Origin of the sequence: Neobacillus sp. DY30, from assembly GCF_030123065.1 — a bacterium.
Lineage (GTDB): Bacteria > Bacillota > Bacilli > Bacillales > Cytobacillaceae > Neobacillus.
On sequence record NZ_CP126093.1, the window covers coordinates 813,089 to 835,988 of the forward strand.

Below are 22,900 nucleotides of genomic sequence, written 5' to 3' on the forward strand. Positions count from 1 at the left end.
GAATTCTCCTTCTAAGCCTTAACTGTTTCTGCCTCAGTCAATTGACGATATTTACCTGAGAAGAATAATAACGGATTTTTATCCTCAAGACGTAAATCTACTACCTTGCCAATGAACAAGGTATGGTCACCTTCTACATGTTCTGATACAACTTCACATGCGATTTGAGCGATAGCCCCTTTTAGGACTGGCAGTTCAGCTAACGTTTCAAACTCTACTGCTTCACCAGGTTTCCCAGCGAAATGACGTGAATAATGCTCTTGATCTTCCGCTAAGATATTTACCGTATATCTTTTAGATTGTGAGACTTTCTCTAAAAATTTTGCTTTATGTCCAATAGAAATTAAGACAAGCTTCGGATCCAATGATACAGACATGAAACCGTTTGCTGTCATTCCATGTGTTTCTCCCTCGTTTTCCGTTAAAAGAACTGTTACACCAGTGGCAAATTTCCCCATTGCATCCCTAAATAAACGATCATCCATCCCAATTCCTCCATTCTTAATCGATTAATTTAATCATAAAGGAGTCCTTTTTAAATTGTCATGGCTATTTTTATTGAAAATTGAGATAAAAACAATAAAATTTACGCAAGACCAAATTTGTATTTTTTGTTAAAAAATTTTAGAAAATTTCAGATTTATCAATATATGTAAATGAAAAAATTTAAACATTTTTTGAATTGGGAATTTAATCTTTTCTTTTTTGTTCTCATTCAAACCCAAATAAGTATCATTTTTTTTTCTTGTAAATCTCTTTTTTTTCAAATAGAATTCTTTTCATGGAAGATTCGTATATTGAATTTTTCAGGAATAAATGGAGGTGTGATATTATTCTAACATTATATTGAAAACGCTAACAATTACCTCAAGAATTTTCGGAAGAGTCTAACAATATTACTGCGAAATGATGTGGATAGGAAAATTCAGTACTACAAGGGGGATTTTATGCATATGCGCTGGGTTGTATTAGGATTTTTATTCTTACTCTCTGTTTTAAACTATACGGATAAAACAGTTTTAGGATTAGCCGCAGAACCAATCATGTCTGAACTAAATTTATCTTACGATCAGTTTGGTTTAGTAGGAAGTAGCTTCTTTGCTGCATACGCTGTCGGAAGTATTATTTTAAGTACATTAACGTATCGCTTCAATACAAAATATTTATTAATGATCATTGCTGCTGGATGGACTGTTTCATTAGCAAGCGCTTATTTTGTAGAAACGGTAACAAACTTAATCCTACTGCGTGTAACTTTAGGTTTCTTCGAGGGTGGTACGCTCGGTTTGTGCATAGCACACCTTTCACGATGGTTTACTAGTTCACAACGCGGTGTCGCTTCAGCTATTATGACTTCTGGTACAACAGTTGGTACGTATTTAGCTGCACCACTTTTAGTTATGGGGATTACAAACTTAGGTTGGCAGCATACTTTCGCAATATTAGGGGCAGCAAGCTCTATATGGGCATTCTTCTTCTTCTTTATGAGGGACGAGCCTAAGCAGCCACTGGTTGAGGACGTAAAATCTTTAGCTTCTAACAAGGAAGTACCATTCAAGTATATTTTAAAAGTTTTAATCAACCCGTATGTACTATCCATTTTAGTTGTAGGTTTCGTCTCCATGTGGATTACAACTTGGGTTATAACATGGGCACCAACTTACTTAACAAAAATCGTTGGTCTTGAGCCGCATATTATGAGCTTAGTATTTGCCGGTATGGGTATTGCAGGTACTGTATTCGCAATTTGTGCAGGAAAATTTACAGACATGTTATTCAAGAAAAATAAAAGCCTTATCAAATCTTATGACCGAGTATTGGTTATAGTACTACTTGTGGGTGCGGTCTCTTACGCAATGACAACAATTGTATCTTCACCAGTTTTGGCATGTATTTTCTTAGGCGGAGGCCTGGTAATGAACACAAGTCTATTACCGTTAAATGTTGCAATAAAAACGTTGATTATTCCGAAAAAATTAGTAGGCAGTGTAACAGGAATTTCATTATCGATTTCAAGTATGGCTGGAGTAATCGGTCCATGGATTACTGGTTACTTAATTACATTTACAGGTGATGACGTTCGCTCGGGCTTTAACTCAGGGGTGTTAGTGATCGTTAGTTTATATGTTGTAACTGCAATCGTGTTATTAGCTACACGTAAATTAAAAATAACAGCAACTGAAAAAGAAGATGCACGTCGTACTACGGAAGAGAAGCAAATGAGCCTAAATGTTTCTGTAGAGTAATAGAATCCCACATGAAAAAAGACTGTAGACAAACTAGAAAGTAAGTTTGCCTGCCAGTCTTTTTTTATCGTTTTAAACCTCATTCAATTAGCGTGCAAATTCCTCAAAGCATAAACTATCCGACAATATTAGCGCCTGAATCACTAATAAAGTATACGCAGCTGTTGAAGCGTTTTTTAGTGAAATTTGCAGCTGCTCTTCAATTTGCTTTATACGATATTGGATACCGCCGATTGATAACGTCAACTCATCCATCGTTTCTTTTAAGCGCTGGCTATTTAATAAATAAACGTAAAGCGTGTGCAGTAATTCTTTTTTACGAGGATCGTCGAAATTGTATAAGTCCTTTAACGTCTTTTTCGCCATTTCATGCAACTGTTCGATACTCATGTTCTTTACAATATCGCCAAGCATACCTAAATCTTCGTAATCCGTTAGCAGCTTTTGATTTGGGAAGCGAAGTGCGATACGCGCCTCTTGTAGAGAACGTTCAAAATCCTTAAAGCTGCTAAACATTCCGCTAAGCCCGATTGAATATTTATAATTGCTGTTTTGTTTCTCCATCTTTTGAAAAATCTTCGTCATTTTATTTTGCGAGCCTTGCTTATCGCTATTAAGTGAGTTAAGGAGAGCAATTTCTTCCCCAAGTACTGCAAAAATACAAGGTAAATCCCACTCTTTTGCCAACTTTGAGAGCTGTGTCAGCTGATCATGTATGTCAATAATTTCGTTATTTTTCTTTTTCTTTTTTACACTAATAATACCTGTAGAAAACGGCGGCCGAAACATAAATGGTAAAAACTTATAGTAAGATTCGATATCTTTAATATTCCGATTATGAATTAAGCGCTCTAACAGCGAGCTGCGCATACGCTGCTGCTCCTCAAACTGCGCTTCCTCGTATAAAATACATAACGCCACGACAGTGGAAATACGCTCTAAAAATAAGTGATCGTTTTCATCCATATGTTGATCGTCAAAGTAAAAAAAAGAACAAGAGGCGTAATTTTTTTTATTAATAAGAACAGGTGAAGTCAACTTCCAATATTCATTGCCTTTGTAATGCGAAATGTTGTGCTTATCATCAAAATACGATAATTTCGCTTTATCTTTTTTCATTACTTGCTGCTGTTCTTCCGTTAAACCAATTTGACTTAACGGAGTGCCGTGAATATCCTCAATCAAAATGGGGATGTTCAACAGTTGATACGCAGCCTGTACAATTTCATCCATCGAATGCTTATCTGTTACTTTTTGCGTGAGTTGACTATGAAACATCGAAATCTTTTCGAGCAATTGCTTATGATGCAAAAGTGCATCATAGGTCATTTCAAGCTCAGATAAAATGTTGTCGTTCTGATAAAGGTGGATAAGCTCCTCTTTCTTGTTGAGCCAATCGCGCTCCAAACGCACTTTAAACTCGCAGCATGGATCACCTTTTGCGACGCACTTGTACTCAATGGCAATAATGGACTCGCCAAACTCATATGTTAATGCACCACTCGCAAACCCGCATAACATGTGACAAACACATTCATTTGCTAAACCGTAATTTTTAAGGTGTAAAGCTGCTTCGAATGATTCTACCCATTGACCCCACGTATTGTTACATTCAATCGTGCCATCTGGATGGCGGACAATTTCTCCCATGAAAATAACATCTTTTACGTGACCTAAGCGCGAATGTCTTTTACCGACAGGACTCACCGAGTTTTTATTCTTAAGCCTATTTTTTGCTGATTCCATCCCAAACTCTTTACCAAATCGGAATAAAAAACCTTTCGTTTTATGGGAGCCAATGTTGGTAAGTAAATTGTTTTTTAATGTGTGGAAGGCATTTGCCGACATTAAAATATTTTTTGTTTCGTTAGAATCAAATGCTATTTCACTCATTAAAATCACATCCCCTATGATTTACTTTTCCCCATAATACTAGAGTTGAGTACCCTTTTCAATAAATTTTAATGATTCTGACTATTCATTCAATAAAAATCGCTATTATGTTTAAATTTATTAACAGTTATACTCAAAACAACAAAAAACAGCCAATCAGTACAAGGGGGCAAAACGATGACAATTTTTGAAGACTTTCATAATAGTTACGTATTAGCAAAAGGTGTACGTACACATTATTCTTGGGCTGGAACAGAAGGACCAGCTGTAATATTACTGCATGGTGCAGGACCTGGTGCCTGCGGCGCAGCGGGATGGCGTTTTATGTTGCCTGCATTAGCAAAAGCCGGTTTCCGCGCATACGCAGTAGATCAACTATCAATGGGCTTCACAGATGCACGCCCTCACGCATGGCCAGTAAATGGTCATCAAAGCTTAGTGAATCATGTACATGATTTTATTGAAGCATTATGTCTAGAGGAAGTATCACTTGTCGGCAACTCGCAAGGTGCTTACGTTGCAGCTAAATATGCAATTGACCACCCTGAAAAAGTAAAAAAGGTTGTTTACATCGGCAGTAATACCATTTATCAAGCGATGCAAGAAGTACCCGAAAGAAGATTGCGTTCATTCTTAGAAGTGATTGGTTACGATTATACAGAAGAATCGTTACGTAAATTCATGTATCGCAATTCAAGTGAAGACACTGTCATTCCTGAAGAACTTATTCAACTACGTCATCAAGCAGCAACTCGCCCAGGCATAAAAGAATCCAATCAAGCGTTCGATGCTTACTTAGCAAGAATGAATGAAGAACCAAAGCTTTGGGATCGTTACTGTATTAAAGATACTTTACCAAAATTAAAAATTCCTGGCATATTCATTTGGGGTAACCAAGATACTGTCGCGCCGGTAGAGACAGGCTATAAGCTTGAGAAATTATTACCGAACATTAAATTCGAATATATAGACGACTGCGGTCACCAAGCACAAACGGACCAGCCAGAAATCGTGAACAAACTTGTTATTGATTTTTTAACAGTTGAAAAAGATCAAGCAGTTGCAGCACAATAAATTATTTTTGAAAGGAATGATCAGATGTTAACAGCACTTGAAAATAAAGCGCCTTATGAAGAAATTATCCAAAAAGCAAAGCGCATCGGGGAAGCTGCAGAGTTAGAAGCAATGGAAGCAGATCTAAACTCGACCATTTCTCCACGCCTCGCGGATATGATCCGCGAGGAGGAAATTCATCGTTTAATTTTACCAAAGGAGTTTAACTATCCACAGCTTGATTGGCGCACGTTCGTTGATATGGTAAGCACGGTTGGATACCGCAACTTATCTGCTTCGTGGTTAACATACTTCTTCTCTGTGCACAACTCTTGGGTATGTTACTACCCAAAGCACATTCGTGATGAAGTCATTAACCAAGGCGGCTTCGTAGCTGACGTATTTGCACCAGTCGGCAAGGTAGAACCCGTTGAAAACGGCTATCTTGTTTCAGGTAAGTATAACTTTGTAAGCGGTATCAACTATTGCGATTGGGTTGGCGTTGGCGCATTTATGAAATTCGAAGATAACGACAAGCCTGAGCGGGTAGGTATTTTATTAAAAGTTTCTGACTTAGAAGTTGTGAAAACCTGGGATTCGCTTGGTCTTCGTGGATCCGGCAGTAATACATTAATCGTCGATAAAGTTTTCGTGAAGCCTGATGCCATTTTACGCTTTACCAAAATTATCGAAAAGAGCCAGCCGCCGTATGAAGATTTCGATCAAGACTACTTATACTACAACACGCCATTCTACCCCGGCTTCTATATAGGGTTTGCAGCGATGGCTGTTGGCGGTGCCGAGCGTGTGCTTGACGAATTCGAAAAGCATACAGCAGGCCGCGTACGGTTCTCTGGCATAAACGAAAAGGATTCCCCTGCGAGCCAGCGCGTACTTTCGGAGTTAAAGCTTGAGATGCTTTCTGCTAAAAGTCTATTAAATGAATACATCACAATGATGGAAACAGATAAAGGCGGCCCGTACGAAGGGGCAAAGTATAAAGCAATCCGTGCAAAGATTATTGATAAGTGTGCACATATCGGTGTGAAATCACTGCTGACTTTAGGCGGACACGCCTTATTAAAAGGTCATCCAGTAGAGCTGTTTACTCGTGACTTAATGGCAATCGCAACCCACATTACTTCTTTATATGAAGACGGCATTTTAGGATACGGCAGACATTTATTCGGCGTTAATACAAACATTCAAGGGTAATATCATCTTCCGAAAATGAATGAATATGTCCTCTTATAAAAAAACAATTGACTATGAGGTGAATATAATTGGAAAAGTTTCTTTACGCACCCGAAATTGCAAAATTAGGACACGTAGCTTTAGTGTCAGCAGATCTTGAAAAATCTTTATGGTTCTTCCGTGATACAATCGGCTTAGAAGAAACAGAGGTTGTAGATGGCGTACATTATTTACGGGCTTGGGGCGACTTCGAGCACCATACATTATCCATTACAGCTGGTGAAACTTCTTACATCGATCACATCGGCTGGCGTACAAAACGCCGCGAGGACATAGCAACTTTCGCACAATTATTAGAAGATGCTGGTACAGAAGTACGCTGGATAGAAGCTGAGGAAGAAACAGCGCAAGGAGAAGCAATCCGCTTCGAGTTACCAAGTGGACACCGCTTCGAACTTTACTACGATATGGAAAAAACACCTGCTGATGAAACCCGCAAATCAGTACTTAAAAACCAAACGTATAAATCCTGGGCGAAAGGTGTATCTCCACGCCGAATCGATCATGTAAACTTACAAACTTCTCACGATAACGCTGAAATCGTAAAATATTTACAAGAAGCATTAGGCTTCAAACTGCGCGAATATTTCGTAAATCCAGATGATGTACAAGTAGCCAGCTGGTTATCCGTAACAAACTTAGTACATGATGTAGCAATTATGTCTACATCACGTTCAAAACAGCCAAACGAAATGCACCATATTGCTTACTGGTTAGACAACGCACAAGACTTACTGCGTGCTGCTGATATCTTATGCGAAGCTGATGTACAATTCGTAGGTCCTGGTAAACACGGTATTTCGCAGGCCATGTACATTTACGTAAAAGACCCAGGAAGCGGCTTACGTCTTGAAATCTTTACAAACGGCTACCTAATCTTCGAACCAGACTGGGAGCCAGTGAAATGGAATTATGAAGAATATTTGAAAAATGGTTCTGCATACTGGGGTGATAGGCGCCGCGATGACGTAGATCGTGAAGCACAAGTAAAAGAATTAGTGAAATAATAATCATTAAACCACCAGTATTCATGAAATAAACGCTGGTGGTTTTTTTGTAGTTTTTTATAGGAAGGGGTGTTACGGTTGAAGGCCATGTTAACGGTGTTAGTCTTATCTTTACTTGGCGGATTTATTTTTAGTCTGCTGCACATCCCTATTCCATGGATGCTCGGTCCGATTATTGTCGTCATGTTAGCCCAATTTATTTATAAAGGACCGCTCAACTGGTCCAGCCAAATGTGTGATTTAGGTGTCGTCATGGTCGGTACCTCAATAGGTGTAGAATTTAACATCAATTTATTCGGCATGATGAGCTCTATTTTATTTTACATCATAACGCTAAACGTTATTTTAATCGGCGGCTCAATCGCCATTGCCTACTTAACGTGCAAATGGGCAAAAATCCCGATGAAAGCTGCTGTACTAGGGGCTATCCCAGGCGGTTTAAGTCAAATCGTCGTCTTTGCCGAAGAAGAAAAGGTTAAAGAAATTGGCATTATTTCTTATTTTCAAGTCATTCGGCTCTTACTAGTCGTTGTATTCGTACCCTTTATCGTCAGTGGCCAAGTAATGAGTAAGCAGCCAACTGACGCGAAACTGGCGATTAGTTTAGTCTTATTAATTGCACTAGCATGGGCATGCTCACACGTAACGAAACGTATCCATTTGCCAGTAGCATTTTTCATTACACCCATTATTTTGTTAATTATGTTGCAACTCACAACACCAATGGCAATGCCACAAGTACCTGGCATAGTCATGGACGTCGCACAGTTACTAATCGGCGCCCATATCGGTCTCATGCTCAAGCCGCATATGATTAAGCTGCCAGTACGCGTACTTGCAGGCGGTATTTTCAGCTCATTCGCACTGATTGCTCTGACTTATGGCTCAAGTTTCCTCATGTCGTCTACTATGGATACAACGTTCGCTACAGGTTTCCTAAGTACAGCACCAGGAGGCTTAGATCAGATGGTATTACTAGCAGATGCCGTTAATGCAGAGGTCTCGCTTGTTACGATGTTCCAAACGTTCAGGCTGCTGTTCATTTTTATTTTAATTATTCCTTTGCTGAAAATATATTATCGCTGGCAGGAAAAAAAAAGAGATTGTATGCAGTCAAGAAGGAGGCGTAATATTCTCGTTACTGTGTATGAAACGATAGTAAAGCAGAAAAAAGCTGCCTAGCGAAAAAATCGTATTTTAATAGGCTTCTTTGTCATGCTTATGAGGTGATAGGGGGGAGCAGTAGTGGGTGTACTGCCGCAGTTTTTAAAAAAACGATTAACTAAGAGCCGTATATATAATATAAGGCTCTTTTCTTATTTATCTGCCAAAAGGAAGTGATCGTTTAATCAAAATACTCAATAAACCGTTGGGCACCTTTCGATAGAGGACGATTTTTGTCCCAGATGAGAGAGATTTTATTTTGAAGAGGACAATCCTCTATTTCAACAATTTTTATATTGTCTGACGTGTGAATGGCAAGTGTTGATCTTGGCAGAACAGCCGCTCCCATCCCGGCCGCGACAAAGGAAAAGATAATGCCAGCATCATGAGATTCGCAGACGATGTTCGTTTTGACGCCTAGTTTTATACAGGCATCATGGAAGGCAGTATATTTTCCATACTTATTTTCTCTTACGAACATGACAAGAGGGATGTCTTCAAGATCCTTCATACGGATAGATGTTCTAGATGGATCCCACTCCCATTTACTAGGAATAAATAACACATAAGGTTCGATGTGTAAAGTTTTTGATGCATAATCCAAAGACAGGTCTGAAACGAAGCGAACGAAAGCTAATTCTACTAATCTATCTTCTAAAAACTTAACAACTTCATGGGGATGGCCATCCTCTATGCGGAAGGTAACGAGTGGATATTGACTATGGAACGCTTGAATTCTTTCCGGCAAATAGGCCGCGGCCACTGTTTTCGCCGTACCAATGGAGAGCTGTCCCCGCAGGCCATCTCCCGTTTCTTTCACTTCCATTACAGTGTCTTCCATTTGATTTAGGATACTAACTGCTCGCTGGTAGAGTAACATGCCAGCTTCCGTTAACTCGACGCTCCTGCTGTTCCGGATAAACAAAGAGGTCCCTAGCTCTTCTTCGATTAGCTTTAGCTGTTGACTCAGGGGCGGCTGGGCCATATTCAATTTCTTGGCAGCTCGTGTAATCTGTCCTTCATTAGATACTGTCACAAAGTAACGTAATTGGCGTATATCCATGTACGAATCACCTATCCATATTTTTATCGTATGGCAAATCTATTAAATAGATATTTGAAGTATTAGTATACCAAATGCTACTATGAAAATAAATAATATTCAGAATAATAAAAATCAAAAAACACAATGGCTGGAGATGTTTTAGCCAGAGGCCGTGCGCATGGTTTCATAAGAAAGAAATAGGAGTAAATGTAAAAAAGTCCCATTCAATCCGAAATGTAATACGTACGATTGGTGGAGGCTTCAGATATATATTTTTAGTTAAGAAAGGAAGTGCGCTGGTGCTTGTATATTTGAATGCTGCAGCAGTTCTAGCTGTGACAGGATATGCTTTGTATTTATTTATTCAAATCGTATACAGCCGGTATTTGTTTGTGAAGCTCGGCAAGAAAACCGAATTTGAACTGAACCTTAAAGAACGATTGAATAGTGTGTTCGTCAACGGGTTTGGTCAAAGGAAATTGTTTAAAGACAAGAAAAGCGGTCTGATGCATTTGATCCTGTTCTATGGTTTTTTCATCATTCAAATTGGACTCATTGAAATCATCATCAAGGGGTTTATCAAAGGATACGAATTCCCACTTGGCACCCTGCACAAATATTTCAGTCTTATGCAGGAGTGGACGACCTTCCTCATGCTGTGCGCAGTAGTATTTGCCTTTTACCGTCGCTATATTGAGAAATTAAAGCGTTTACAGCTCAGAAGAGATTTCAAAGCGGCTGTTGTCATTATTGCCTTAACCACGCTGACAGCTTCCATCCTGCTCACGCTGGGTTTTGAAACTGTGATGCTCGGGCATGAACCGGATTTCATCTATGCTCCAATCTCTGGTGCGGTTGCTGCGGTGTTCTCGGGCATTAGCACGAGTACAGGAACAATATTGTTCTACGTATTTTGGTGGGTACACCTACTGACCGTGTTGTCCTTCATGGTTTTCGTCCCGCAGTCAAAGCAAGCGCATGAGCTATTCGCGTTATTTAACTTGTTTTTCAAGAAAGTCGGTCCTGTTGGAAAATTGAGTAAAATCGATTTCGAGGATGAAGAGGCTGAGGAATTCGGTGTTGGAAAAATCGAGAATTTTACCCAACGGCAGTTGATCGATTTGTATGCCTGCGCAGAATGCGGACGATGTACAAACATGTGTCCTGCCTCCGGTACAGGTAAGACCCTTTCACCAATGGAACTCATTTTGAAAATGCGAAACCACCTGACGGAAAAGGGAGCTTCGATTACATCGCGTTCGCCTTGGGTGCCAGCCTTTGCTTTTAAGGCAAATTCCAGTCCAATGGCTCTACAAGCAACAGCGGGCGGGAATTCCGAGGTAGCCGCTTCTGTCGAAACACCAAATCTAATCGGGGATATCATCACGGAAGAGGAACTGTGGGCATGTACGACATGCCGAAATTGTGAAGATCAATGTCCGGTAATGAATGAGCATGTTGACAAAATTATCGATATGCGCAGGTTCTTGGTTATGTCGCAAGGAGAAATGCCTGCTGAAGCTTCACGCTATTTCAATAATATCGAGAGACAAGGAAACCCTTGGGGCTCGAACCGCAATGAACGCATCAAATGGCGTGAAGGCATGGAGGATATTATCAAGACCGTCGATGAAACGCCTGAATTTGATGTTTTATTCTGGGTAGGATCAATGGGCTCTTACGACATCCGCAGCCAGAAGATTGCCCGGTCCTTTGCCCGTCTGCTGCACAAGGCTGGGGTGAAATTTGCGATTCTAGGCAATGAAGAGATGAACTCAGGGGACACAGTGCGCCGGATGGGGAACGAGTACTTATTTCAGGAATTATGTACTCAAAACATTGAGACGTTCCAAAAATACGGCGTACGCAAAATTGTGACGACAGATCCCCATGCATTTAACACCTTTAAAAATGAGTACCCGGAATTTGGGCTGGAAGCGGAAGTCGTTCACCATACTCAACTTCTGGCTGATCTATTAAAAGAAGGCAGACTTAAGCCAACGAAGAAGGTTGAAGAAAAAGTGGCCTATCATGACTCTTGTTATATTGGACGCTACAATGATATCTACGGTTCGCCGAGGGAAATACTGCGTGCAATCCCGGGAATTAAGCTGCTCGAGATGGAACGAAACCAGGAAAATGCACTTTGCTGCGGAGCCGGCGGAGGCAGGATGTGGATGGAAGAGCGCGAAGGGACACGGGTAAATATAGCCCGGACGGAAATGGCGCTTCAAACGAACCCGACGGTCATTGGTAGCAATTGCCCTTATTGTTTAACGATGCTTACCGATGGTACGAAGGCTAAGGAAGTCGAGGAACAGGTGCAGACGCTGGATATTGCTGAAATCATTGAAAAGTCAGTGGAATTTTAAAAGGATAATATAGGAGATGAATTCATGAACAACACAGAAAAGTTCGAAAGGTACACGACAGCTGATGCTTTGATGGAAGCATTGCAGGAAGTCGGCATTTCCTACCTGTTTTGCAATCTAGGCAGCGATCATCCTTCGATGATTGAGGCCTTGGCAAAAGCCAAGGAGGAAGGGAAGGAACTTCCCAAGGCCATCATTTGTCCACATGAAAGTACCGCTTTATCCGCAGCTCAAGGGTATGCAATGCTGACAGGCCAGGCGCAGGGCGTGATTATTCATACGGATGTGGGAACTCAAAATCTGGGAGGTGCTGTTCATAATGCATTTCGAGCTCGCGTTCCGGTGTTCATTTTCGCTGGAGAAACACCGATCACCATGGACGGAGAGCTTCCGGGCAGCCGCAATTCCTATGTGAATTATCTGCAAAATGTATACGATCAGCGTGGAATCCTAAGGTCTTATGTCAAATGGGAATCAGATATCAGAACGGGAAAGAACGTTAAACAACTCATTTACCGGGCGATGCAGATGGCTCAAAGTGATCCAGCTGGACCGGTTTATTTGACCGGAGCAAGAGAAGTGCTGGAGGAAAATGTGGAGAAACTGCCAGACTCTTGGGGGGAATGGGCGCTAATTGAACAATCCTCCTTACCCAAATGGGGTCTTGATGAAATCGTAAGCGCTTTATTAGAATCCCAAAATCCATTGTTGATTACTTCTTATTTAGGTAGAAATACGAAAGCGGTCTCAGAATTAATTGAATTTTGCGAAAAAGTGGCTATACCTGTTGTGGAACAGATTCCTTCTTTCGTTAATTTCCCGAGGGACCATAATCTGCATCTGGGGTACGATCCAAATCCATTTGTTTTCGAAGCAGATGTCATTATCGCCATTGATACGGATGTTCCTTGGGTCGCTACACAAGTTAAGCCAAAGGACGAATGTAAAGTCTACTATATTGATTTAGACCCAATTAAGGAAGACATTCCATTATGGCACATTCCCGCGGTAAAGAATTATCGTGCGGATGCCTATGCGTCCTTAATTCAATTAAATGATCATCTGGCCCAGAGGGATATTAATCAGGAGCAAGTACAAGAACGTTATCTCCGTTTAGCCAAATACCATGAAGAGCAGCGTGAAGCTTGGAAGCAGAAAGAACAAGGGGAAGGAAACACGATTTCGCCAGAATGGCTTACGGCTTGTTTGCGTCATGTGGTGGACACTGAGACCATCATATTAGATGAGACGATTACGAATACCATGACGGTAGCCAAACATTTACCGCGCTCAAAGACAGGCACCTACTTTAGCAGCGGAGGTACATCCTTAGGATGGAACGGTGGCGCAGCTATTGGAATCAAGCTCGCTGATCCAACGAAAACCGTAGTCAATTTAACCGGTGACGGTTCATACTTATTCAGCGTTCCAGCCTCGGTTCACTGGATGTCGCGCAGATATCAAGCGCCATTCCTGACGGTCATTTACAACAATGAAGGCTGGAATGCAACGAAGCAGAATCTATTAAAGCGGTATCCAGACGGCATAGCCAAACAAACGGACCGTTACTGGGTGAATTTTGACCAACCGGCCGATCTAGCAAAAATCGCTGAAGCGGCAGGGGGAGCATACGCCAGGATGGTGACAGATCCAATGGAGTTACCTGAAGTATTACAGCAGGCCATGAATGAAGTGAAAAACGGTAAGTCAGCTGTTGTAGATGTCCGCCTGGCTAAAGTTTCGAATCAAAAAGATTATTAATCTAAGTTTTTCTGAAATTATGATTTCGTTGGGAGGTGATGAACAGTTAAATAAGTTTTGAGATTAAAGCTGTGAAATTTAAAATTTGGGGGAATTTTAGAAATGAAAAAGTTCATTATGCTCTGTTTGACAGCTTTACTTATTGTACTGGCAGGTTGTGCTCAATCTTCACAATCAACGGGTTCGAATGAATCTACGGCAGCCAAAAATGAAAAACAAACAAAAGTTGAGTATCCGACAAGACCGATTGAAGTACTTGTACCATTTGCTGCGGGCGGCTCTACAGACATCGGTGCAAGAATCATAGAAAAATACCTTCCTAAATATTTGCCCGGTGCCAAGCTTGTAATTGTGAATAAACCAGGCGGCAGCGGCTCAATTGCCATCACGGATTTATTTAACTCCAAGCCTGATGGATACACCCTTGCAATGTCTACTCACCGTGCTATTTCCATGCAGCCTTTGTATGGGAATGTGAAATACTCCCATGACAGTTTTCAACCTATCTCAAAAGTATTCGGTAACCAGCAAATCATGATAGTTAAAGCAGATGCCCCTTGGAAAACGTTTGAAGAATGGCTTGATTATGTGAAGAAAAACCCTGGTAAATTCTCATATGGTGTAGCTGGCGGGATTGGATCAGGAGCGCATATACCGGTGGCAGAACTGGAAAAGCAGGCGGGCTTTGAAGCAAAGGCCGTATCATTTGAAGGCACGCCTCCAGCAATCACAGGTGTTTTAGGCGGGCATGTTCAGGGGGCTATGGTACAGCCTAGTGATGCCAAGGCGCTAATTGAATCTGGTGAGCTGCGCGGATTATTTAATGTTGCAAGTGTACCTGTTCCTTATTTTCCAGAAATCCCACTTTTGAAAGATAAAGGCTTCGATGTTGCGATTGACAGCAATACCTCGCTTTTTGCACCGAAGGGTGTGCCAGAAGAAATTGTTACGATGCTAGAAGAAGCGCTTAAGAAAACAATGGAAGATCCTGAAGTGTTAGCAGAATTCAAGAAAGTCTCTTTACAGACTCAATATGGCAATCCTGAGGTTGTCCAAAAAGAGGTTGATGCAGAGAATGTTAGATTTGGAAAAATGTTGAAAGAACTAGGGTTTATTAAATAAATCTGTGTATTAAACATATTTGGGTATTCGGGTTTAACCTGAATGCCCTCCATTTTCGATTTGTTTGTGGAAGGGGATGAATTTCTATCATGAGTAATTACAGATCAGGAATTTTGGCTGGTGCAGTCATTTTCCTTCTAGCTCTTTTCTTGTTTGTACTGTCCTTGCAGTATTCCTATTCTAGTGCTCTTGGACCGGGACCGGGCTTCTTTCCTACTTGGTTGAGCGGTATCCTGATGGCTCTCTCAATTTGGTATATCTATGAAAGCGTAAAAGGGAAAAATGTAAGCGGTGAATCGTGGCCAACGGGACGTTCTTTCAAACATATTTTGTTTATCATTATCAGTTTGGTCCTTTTCGTTATTCTCTTTTCTTTATTCGGATTCGTAGTTGCGGGTGTTACCTTTTTGGCCCTTTTGTTTTACAAAGAGTATAAATGGTACACCAACTTATTAATGTCTGTTGGAATCACAGCATTTATTTACTTGTTGTTTAATACAGTTTTAAAGGTGTACTTACCTTTAGGCGGGATACTTTTTTAGGGGGGCAGTTAAATGGATTCATTGTTATTGCTTTTGCATGGATTTGAAACGGCATTGAGCTGGTCAAATCTTCTCTACTGCCTTATTGGTGTAATGCTAGGGATGGTCATCGGCGTTCTCCCTGGTCTTGGTCCAGTATCTGGTACTGCTTTGCTTATTCCGATTACTTTTGGGATGGAGCCAGTCACTGCTATTATTATGCTTTCCGGAATCTTCTATGGATCGATGTATGGAGGAACGATTACTTCTGTATTAGTGAACGTGCCAGGTGAGGCTGCATCGGTCATTACATGTATTGACGGTTATGAGATGACGAAGCAGGGGCGTTCGGGAGCGGCACTTGGGGTGGCTGCAATTGGCTCATTTATCGGCGGGATTGTTGCTGTAACCGCACTTACATTTGTAGGTCCAGCTTTGTCTAAAATTGCGTTGAAATTTGGTCCTCCGGAGTTCTTTGCTATTATGCTGCTTGGCATGCTGATGATTGTGGCATTGATGGGAAAGTCTTTAGTCAGGGGATTAATTGCTGCATTCCTCGGTTTATTGCTTGCGATGGTAGGACAAGACATGGTCACTGGAGAATTCCGTTTCACATTTAACTCCATAGAGTTGATGGATGGAATTGATTTTGCGGTCATGGCCATGGGTCTGTTTGGAATTTCAGAGATTTTGCTAAATGCAGAAAACCCAACAAAAGTCTCCAAACCGGAAAAGGTCACAGGTCTTCTTCCTAAGCGGGAAGAATGGGGACCAACTCTTAAATCCGTCGGAAGGGGAACGGGCATCGGAATGCTTCTTGGAGTCATCCCAGGTGCAAACTCCATTATTGCGTCAACCTTTTCCTATATTTTAGAAAAAAAGGTTGCCAAGGATCCATCCCGCTTTGGAAAAGGAGCGATCGAGGGGGTAGCAGGACCTGAGACGGCGAATAACGCCCACAGCGGTGCAGCTTTAATTCCTTTATTTTCCCTAGGACTGCCAAGCTCGCCTACGATGGCGGTTATTTTAGGAGCGTTTGTGATGCATGGATTAACGCCAGGACCAGCCCTGTTTACGAAAAATCCGGACTTTGTATGGGGCCTGATTGCAAGTATGTTTATTGGAAATGTTTTATTGCTGATCATGAACATGCCTTTAGTCGGTATGTGGGCAAAAATTGCGATGATACCGTATAAGTTATTGTTTCCGATTATCCTGATGGTCATTTTAGTTGGAACCTACAGTCTAAATGGCAGCCTTTGGGATGTTTCGATGATGCTGATTTTTGGGGTTATTGGTTATATCCTAAAGAAATTAGATATCCCGATGTCCGCAATGATTGTAACTTTTATATTAGGGTCCCAATTGGAGACTTCCATGCTGCAATCCTTATCTATTTCAACTGAAGGTTTTCTTATCTTTTTTACACAGCCAATTTCAGCCGTTATCATGGGCATTGCCCTCATTATATTTGCCATTAGCATCTATAGCGGAGTGAAAAATAAGCGTGGGAATCTCGCGGACGATGTTGAAATGTAATTTAGGAGCGAATGAAATGAAAGGGACATAACGAGGTGAAGCACATGAAGGTGAACTTGTTCATAAACAATGAAGATGTGACAACAGAGCATTATGAGGAAGTGAGGGATCCAGGCAGATTAAGTGAAGTAGTTGGTTTTATCGCCAAGGGGGATCCAGGCTATATTGATCGGGCTGTGCAAGCTGCACATCAAGCCTTCCACTTCTGGCGCCAAAATACACTTAATGAAAGAATGTCAATCCTATTAAAATCCGCTGAAGAAATTGAGAAAAATATGTCATCTATCGCCAGTGTGACGGCAAAAGAAAACGGCATGCTGCTTGGCAGAACCATTGATGAAGTCAAGTTAGGCTTGATGGATATGAGAACTATAATAGAATTGGCGCCTTCTGCCTTTCAACAACGGATTATAGAGGATGAAAGCGGCTGGGTCAACGTAGTGAAGAGGCCGATGGGTGTGATAGCTTGTATCGTTCCTTGGAATGCCCCTATTATTCTAACTCTGCAAAAAATAACGCCGATCCTTCTTGCTGGCAATACAATCGTAGTTAAACCGTCTCCAACTGCTTCAATGGGAGTAGTAACAATATTAAAAACAATGGCGGAATTTTTCCCGCCAGGCGTAATTAATGTTGTTCTTGGCGGTGGTGATGTAGGAAGTGCTTTAACTTCTCATCCGCTCGTACGTAAAATTTCCTTTACTGGCGGAGGGAGTACTGCCGTGGCAATCATGAAATCTGCTGCTGACACACTTAAAGGGGTTCACTTTGAATTAGGGGGTAACGACCCAGCTATTGTACTGAACGACGCCGATCTTAATGAAGTCGTTCCCAAAATTGTAGAAGGAGCATTTCGAAGGACAGGTCAATTCTGTTTTGCGATTAAGCGCGTTTACATTCCTTATAGTATGTATGATGAGTTCTATGAAAAGGCTTGCGAGTTTACAGACTCCTATAAAATCGGGTATCAATTGAATGAAGAAGCTACAATGGGGCCAATTAACAACCAACTTCAATATCAAAGGATTATTGAACTAATTGAAAGACTGGAACACAGCGGGGCTAATTTAGTCAAGTTAGGAAAGCAGCTTGAACCTGAGAATTGGGATAACGGATACTATCTTCAGCCAGTTATTGTAAGGGATGTCGATCCTTACGCTGAGATTGTGACCTGTGAACAATTTGGTCCAGTGCTCCCGTTGATTCCCTATCATACGGAAGAAGAAGTGATTCATATGGCCAACAATTCTGAATTTGGTTTGGGTTCTTCTGTATGGTCTTCAGATTTTGACCGTGCATTAGACGTTGCGAACAGAATAGAAGCGGGTATGACCTTTATAAATGGTCATGGGCAGACACCATTAGGTTCAAAATACATCCCGTTCGGCGGAATTAAGCAAAGTGGAATCGGAAGAGAAAAGTCTATCAAAGTTTTTGATGAATTTATCGAATACCATGGAATTAATTTCCACAAAAAAGGCATTAATTGATCGTTTAAAAAGCTCTCCAGATTTGGGGAGTCCTTTTTATTTCCATTCCTTTTGATATGAACTTCTATCTTGGCGGTGAATCAAATGAACTATTACATTATTATTCTGATGAATACCATTCTTATCACAACCATTACTGGGATCAAGCCTGTTGTTTCTTTATACGCCTACTCTTTGGGGCTTTCCCCTCAAGAAATCAGCATGATTATTGCTAGTTCTGCCATCTGCCCGGCCTTATTGGCTTTACATATTGGCAAATGGATTGATCAGATAGGATCACGTCCTATAGTCATCATAGGCAACGTCATGTATTTGATTGCGTTATTGGTAAGTGTTATATTTCCATCCTTTTTCATTTTTTTAATCCAGCTTGCCTTGGTTGGTATTGCTTCTACCTGCCTGATGCTTGCCTTGCAGAAGAGAATTGGTAACTTAGGAGGCGACATCGATCGGACGGTGGCTAACTACAGTCTGTTTGGATCGGTTGGAGCAATGATTGGCCCCATTATTAGTTCCTTTCTGTATGAACACTTCGGCTACCATATTTGTATCATTTTTAATATGCTGCTCATTGCCATCGCATTGTTCAGCGAGATGGGTATCAGGAATTTGCATGAAGAGAATAGGCAAAAAACGGTTCAGAACCAGCAAGCACATTTGCAGAGCAGAGAATCGATTTGGACCCTGATGCGAAACCGTGAAATAAGAAATGCGATTCTAATTGGTGGATTGATCTTTTCCTATCGAGAGTTGTTTAGCGTGTATTTTCCTTTGCTTGCCGACAATATGGGCATCAGTCCAACAATGACAGGGATTCTCCTTTCATTCAGCGGACTTACCATGCTCGTTATTCGGTTTACCCAAACGTCTCTCGTCCGCTCTTTAGGCCGGATGAGAATCCTTACATGGTCCCTTTTCGTAACTGGATTCATTTATCTTGTCACTCCATTTTCCCCTTGGATTGTAGTGCTTTTTATGTTGGTTGGTATTTTAGGAGCTGGTTTAGGTCTTGCACAGCCACTTAGCACTGCTACTCTACTGGAAGGGTCCTTACCCGAACGTCATGGACATGTATTAGGGGTCCAGATGATGATTAATCGTGTCTCCCAATTCGCCATTCCGGTCATCTTTGGAGGACTAGGCGGTTTGCTTGGGGTTTCCGCTATTTTTTGGGGCAGCGGGCTTGTTCTTACGGTCTTTGGTTATCTAACACGCCCTTTGCCTTTGCAATCGCACAAGACTGAGAATCAGAACCAGCATTTGTAGGTGATTCATCAACCAATTATTCCTTAAATCCATATTTAAATCATATGGGAAGTCTATTTTATAGATATTAGTAATATGTGTATTCCTGTGTTAAATTTTAAATATACAGATTATTCAAAAATAATTTCTCGGAATGAACATGAAAATTTTACTTTTAGGAGGATCACATGAACATTTTGGTGCTGCTCAAGCAAACATTTGACACAGAAGAGAAAATTGTACTCACCAATGGAAAAGTAAGCGAAAACGGAGTCAAATTCGTCATTAATCCTTATGATGAATACGCTGTCGAAGAGGCGGTGGCCATTAAGGAAAAACACGGTGGAGAAGTTACGGTTGTGACGGTAGGCCCGTCACGTGCTGAAGCTGCACTCCGTTCGGCTTTAGCAATGGGAGCTGATAAGGCGGTCATCGTGGATGATGAATCTGTTTTCGGTGATGAATATATGATTTCCAAAGTACTGGCTGCTTTTGCGAAAAGGGATAGTTATGATTTGATTTTAGGCGGATATATGGCGGTTGATGATGGAGCTGCTCAGGTCGGACCGCGATTAGCCGAAGAGCTGGGGATCGCGCATATTTCTACCATTACGAATTTGGAAGTGGATGGCAGCAAGGTAAAAGTGGAAAAGGATGTGGAAGGTGATATCGAAATCATTGAAGCGGACATGCCAGTACTGGTCACTGCACAGCAGGGCTTAAATGAACCGCGATACCCCACACTTCCGGGAATCATGAAGGCAAAGAAAAAACCAATTGAACGGCTTACTGCTGCTAAGCTAGGTTTAAATAGTGAAGAAATTCTTTCGAAGACAGAAGTACTGGAACAATATTTACCACAGCAAAAAACGGCTGGGAAAATTCTACAAGGGGAACTGCCTGAACAGGTCTCTGAGCTCGTAGAAGCGCTGCGATTTAAGGTAAAAGTCGTGTAATCTTATCGGGATAATAATTATTTAAGGGGGAAAGGCACCAATGAGTAAAGATGTGTTAGTTGTTGCAGAAAAACGAAATGGCAGTTTGAGAAATGTATCGTTTGAAGCACTTGCCGCTGCCCAAAAAATAGCGGCTGGCGGTAAAGTGACTGCAGTATTATTTGGCAAAGGGGACAACGGAGATGCAGGGCAGCTGGCTCAATATGGAGCAGATCAAGTCTACTTGGTTACCAACGAGGAATTGAATGCTTATTCAACGGATGCATTCTCGCAAGCGTTCACAGAGGTTATTCAAAACGTAAACCCGGATGCCGTACTGCTTGGTCATACAGCTTTGGGTCGTGATTTGGCACCAAGGCTAGCTGCTCGTCTGGGACTTGGATTAGTATCTGATTGTACCGCTGTAGAAGTAAATGGAGATGAAGTGATTTTTGTTCGCCCGATTTACGCAGGGAAAGCGTTTCAAAAGAAAAAAATAACTGACGGAACCATTTTTGCTACTATTCGTTCTAATAATATCCCCAAAGGAGAACCTGATGTGGGGCGTACAGCAGACACGATTGAATATAAAGCGACCATAAAGGATATTCGCACGGTCATTAAAGATGTTGTAAGAAAGACAGCAGGCACCATTGATTTAACTGAAGCTAAAATTATTGTTTCGGGCGGCCGGGGGGTAAAGAGCGCAGAAGGATTCAACCCGATTAATGAATTAGCAAAAGCACTGGGAGCTGCTGTTGGTGCATCCCGCGCAGCTTGTGATGCAGGATACTGTGATTACTCCATGCAGGTAGGTCAGACCGGGAAAGTGGTAACACCCGATTTATATATTGCATGCGGCATCTCCGGTGCGGTTCAGCATTTGGCTGGGATGTCTAATTCCAAAATTATCGTAGCAATCAATAAGGATCCGGAAGCGCCGATTTTCCAAGTGGCTGATTATGGAATTGTAGGAGACTTATTTGAAGTGGTTCCAATGTTGACTGAAGAGTTCAAGAAAGTTCCAGTATAAAACAAAAGAGAAAGGGGAAACGAACATGGCTAATATTCTAACGGGTCTTACAGTCATTGATGTGACGCAAAACGTTGCGGGCCCATTTTGTTCACAAATGTTAGGCGATTTAGGAGCGACAGTTATCAAGATTGAACGTCCGGGACATGGAGATGATACGAGGCATTGGCATCCGCCATTATGGGGAGGGGAATCTTCCACCTTCCTGGCATTAAATCGCAATAAGAAAAGCCTTTGCGTCGATCTTAATCACCCAGAGGGGCAGAAAATAGTCCAACAATTATGCGAGACTGCAGACATTTTTATCCATAGCTTGAAGCCCGGAAGTGAGGAATCTCGCGGACTCGGTTATGAGCATTTATCCGAAATCAATCCTTCTTTAATATATGCGGCTATTAGTGCGTTCGGAGATAAAGGGAAAATGAAAAACAAGCCGGGCTACGACCCGCTTATTCAAGCATACAGCGGCATTATGAGTTTGACAGGAAATGCGGGTGACGACCCAGCTCGCGTCGGTGTATCCATTGTGGATATGGCAACAGGTATGTGGTCTCTAATTGGTATACTAAGTGCCCTTCACCAGCGCAATGAAACCGGTAAAGGCTGCAAGGTAGCAAACAGTCTGTTAGAAACGGGAATTGCATGGGTCACATTACAACTTTCCACATATATGGCATCCGGAAATCTTCCGAAGAAGATGGGAACGGGAATGGCCACGACAGCACCTTATGAAGCTTTTAAAACCAAAGGGGATCAATGGGCTATTATCGCAGCTGGAAACAATCGACTGTTCAAAAATTTATGTGCGGCGCTTCAAATGCCAGAACTAGTCGAGGATCCTCGATTTGAATCCAATTCAACCAGGGTCCAAAACCGTAAAGAGCTCCATCGAATTATAGAAGAATGCACCCTGGGATATGAAGTGGACGACCTCGTCAACTTAATGGCGGAACACAATGTCCCAAGTTGTCCAATCAATACATTGGATCGGGTGCTCCGTGATGAACAAGTGAATGCGCTTTCAATAATTAAGCCAGTTGAAGATTTTAGAGTTTCTGATTTCCGAATGGTCGATCTTCCATTCCGAATCAATGAAGAACGAGGCAATCTTCAATCGTTACCTCCACTGCTAGGGGAGCATACGAATGAAATTCTTAGCTCATTAAATTATTCAAAAGAATTATTGGAGCAGCTCAAGAGTAAGAGCATTGTTGGTTAGG

At 41.5% G+C, this 22,900-nt stretch carries 18 protein-coding genes; 15 read left to right on the forward strand and 3 right to left on the reverse strand.

Features of this window, described 5'->3' with window-relative positions; all coding sequences use genetic code 11:
- Positions 1-11: 11 nt before the first annotated feature.
- The gene (locus QNH29_RS03810; protein ID WP_283863524.1) at positions 12-485 is read right to left on the reverse strand and encodes a flavin reductase family protein; all 474 of its coding nucleotides are present in this window, start codon (positions 483-485) and stop codon (positions 12-14) included.
- A gap of 468 nt (positions 486-953) precedes the next feature.
- On the opposite strand from QNH29_RS03810, the gene QNH29_RS03815 reads away from it, so the two are divergent.
- Entirely contained in the window at positions 954-2,246 is a 1,293-nt protein-coding gene (locus tag QNH29_RS03815) for an MFS transporter (RefSeq protein ID WP_283863525.1), read from the forward strand.
- Between the two features lie 87 nt (positions 2,247-2,333).
- Here QNH29_RS03815 and QNH29_RS03820 read toward each other — a convergent pair whose 3' ends face one another.
- Entirely contained in the window at positions 2,334-4,139 is a 1,806-nt protein-coding gene (locus tag QNH29_RS03820; RefSeq protein ID WP_283863526.1) for a V4R domain-containing protein, read from the reverse strand.
- 177 nt (positions 4,140-4,316) lie between these two features.
- Between QNH29_RS03820 and QNH29_RS03825 the strand changes: the two genes are divergently transcribed.
- The 4 genes from QNH29_RS03825 (at position 4,317) to QNH29_RS03840 (ending at position 8,635) form a co-directional block, all read left to right on the forward strand.
- A complete protein-coding gene (locus tag QNH29_RS03825) occupies positions 4,317-5,213 on the forward strand; it encodes an alpha/beta fold hydrolase (RefSeq protein ID WP_283863527.1) in 897 nt (298 codons plus the stop codon).
- A gap of 156 nt (positions 5,214-5,369) precedes the next feature.
- Positions 5,370-6,407, forward strand: a complete 1,038-nt coding sequence (locus QNH29_RS03830) for an acyl-CoA dehydrogenase family protein (protein ID WP_283863528.1) — start codon at positions 5,370-5,372, stop codon at positions 6,405-6,407.
- 68 nt (positions 6,408-6,475) lie between these two features.
- Entirely contained in the window at positions 6,476-7,453 is a 978-nt protein-coding gene (locus QNH29_RS03835) for a VOC family protein (RefSeq protein ID WP_283863529.1), read from the forward strand.
- A gap of 87 nt (positions 7,454-7,540) precedes the next feature.
- Positions 7,541-8,635, forward strand: a complete 1,095-nt coding sequence (locus QNH29_RS03840) for an AbrB family transcriptional regulator (RefSeq protein ID WP_283865526.1) — start codon at positions 7,541-7,543, stop codon at positions 8,633-8,635.
- A 163-nt stretch (positions 8,636-8,798) separates the two neighbouring features.
- On the opposite strand, the gene QNH29_RS03845 is transcribed toward QNH29_RS03840, so the two are convergent.
- Positions 8,799-9,680: a LysR family transcriptional regulator gene (locus QNH29_RS03845; protein WP_283863530.1), complete on the reverse strand. Its 882-nt coding sequence runs from the start codon at positions 9,678-9,680 to the stop codon at positions 8,799-8,801.
- 281 nt (positions 9,681-9,961) lie between these two features.
- Between QNH29_RS03845 and QNH29_RS03850 the strand changes: the two genes are divergently transcribed.
- The 10 genes from QNH29_RS03850 (at position 9,962) to QNH29_RS03895 (ending at position 22,899) form a co-directional block, all read left to right on the forward strand.
- A complete protein-coding gene (locus tag QNH29_RS03850; RefSeq protein ID WP_481858775.1) occupies positions 9,962-12,034 on the forward strand; it encodes a (Fe-S)-binding protein in 2,073 nt (690 codons plus the stop codon).
- A 24-nt stretch (positions 12,035-12,058) separates the two neighbouring features.
- Positions 12,059-13,795, forward strand: a complete 1,737-nt coding sequence (locus tag QNH29_RS03855) for a thiamine pyrophosphate-requiring protein (protein WP_283863532.1) — start codon at positions 12,059-12,061, stop codon at positions 13,793-13,795.
- A 102-nt stretch (positions 13,796-13,897) separates the two neighbouring features.
- A complete protein-coding gene (locus QNH29_RS03860; protein ID WP_283863533.1) occupies positions 13,898-14,917 on the forward strand; it encodes a tripartite tricarboxylate transporter substrate binding protein in 1,020 nt (339 codons plus the stop codon).
- Between the two features lie 89 nt (positions 14,918-15,006).
- On the forward strand, positions 15,007-15,459 hold the full coding sequence (locus tag QNH29_RS03865) for a tripartite tricarboxylate transporter TctB family protein (RefSeq protein ID WP_283863534.1): 453 nt from the start codon (positions 15,007-15,009) through the stop codon (positions 15,457-15,459).
- A gap of 12 nt (positions 15,460-15,471) precedes the next feature.
- Positions 15,472-16,977 (forward strand): tripartite tricarboxylate transporter permease, encoded by a 1,506-nt coding sequence (locus QNH29_RS03870; RefSeq protein WP_283863535.1) that lies wholly within the window; start codon positions 15,472-15,474, stop codon positions 16,975-16,977.
- 44 nt (positions 16,978-17,021) lie between these two features.
- The gene (locus tag QNH29_RS03875) at positions 17,022-18,467 is read left to right on the forward strand and encodes an aldehyde dehydrogenase family protein (RefSeq protein WP_283863536.1); all 1,446 of its coding nucleotides are present in this window, start codon (positions 17,022-17,024) and stop codon (positions 18,465-18,467) included.
- A gap of 84 nt (positions 18,468-18,551) precedes the next feature.
- Entirely contained in the window at positions 18,552-19,733 is a 1,182-nt protein-coding gene (locus QNH29_RS03880) for an MFS transporter (protein ID WP_283863537.1), read from the forward strand.
- Positions 19,734-19,900: 167 nt separating this feature from the next.
- On the forward strand, positions 19,901-20,668 hold the full coding sequence (locus QNH29_RS03885; RefSeq protein WP_283863538.1) for an electron transfer flavoprotein subunit beta/FixA family protein: 768 nt from the start codon (positions 19,901-19,903) through the stop codon (positions 20,666-20,668).
- 40 nt (positions 20,669-20,708) lie between these two features.
- Positions 20,709-21,680, forward strand: coding sequence for an electron transfer flavoprotein subunit alpha/FixB family protein (locus tag QNH29_RS03890; RefSeq protein WP_283863539.1), 972 nt, complete (start codon positions 20,709-20,711; stop codon positions 21,678-21,680).
- Positions 21,681-21,705: 25 nt separating this feature from the next.
- Positions 21,706-22,899: a CaiB/BaiF CoA transferase family protein gene (locus QNH29_RS03895; protein WP_283863540.1), complete on the forward strand. Its 1,194-nt coding sequence runs from the start codon at positions 21,706-21,708 to the stop codon at positions 22,897-22,899.
- Position 22,900: the final 1 nt, after the last annotated feature.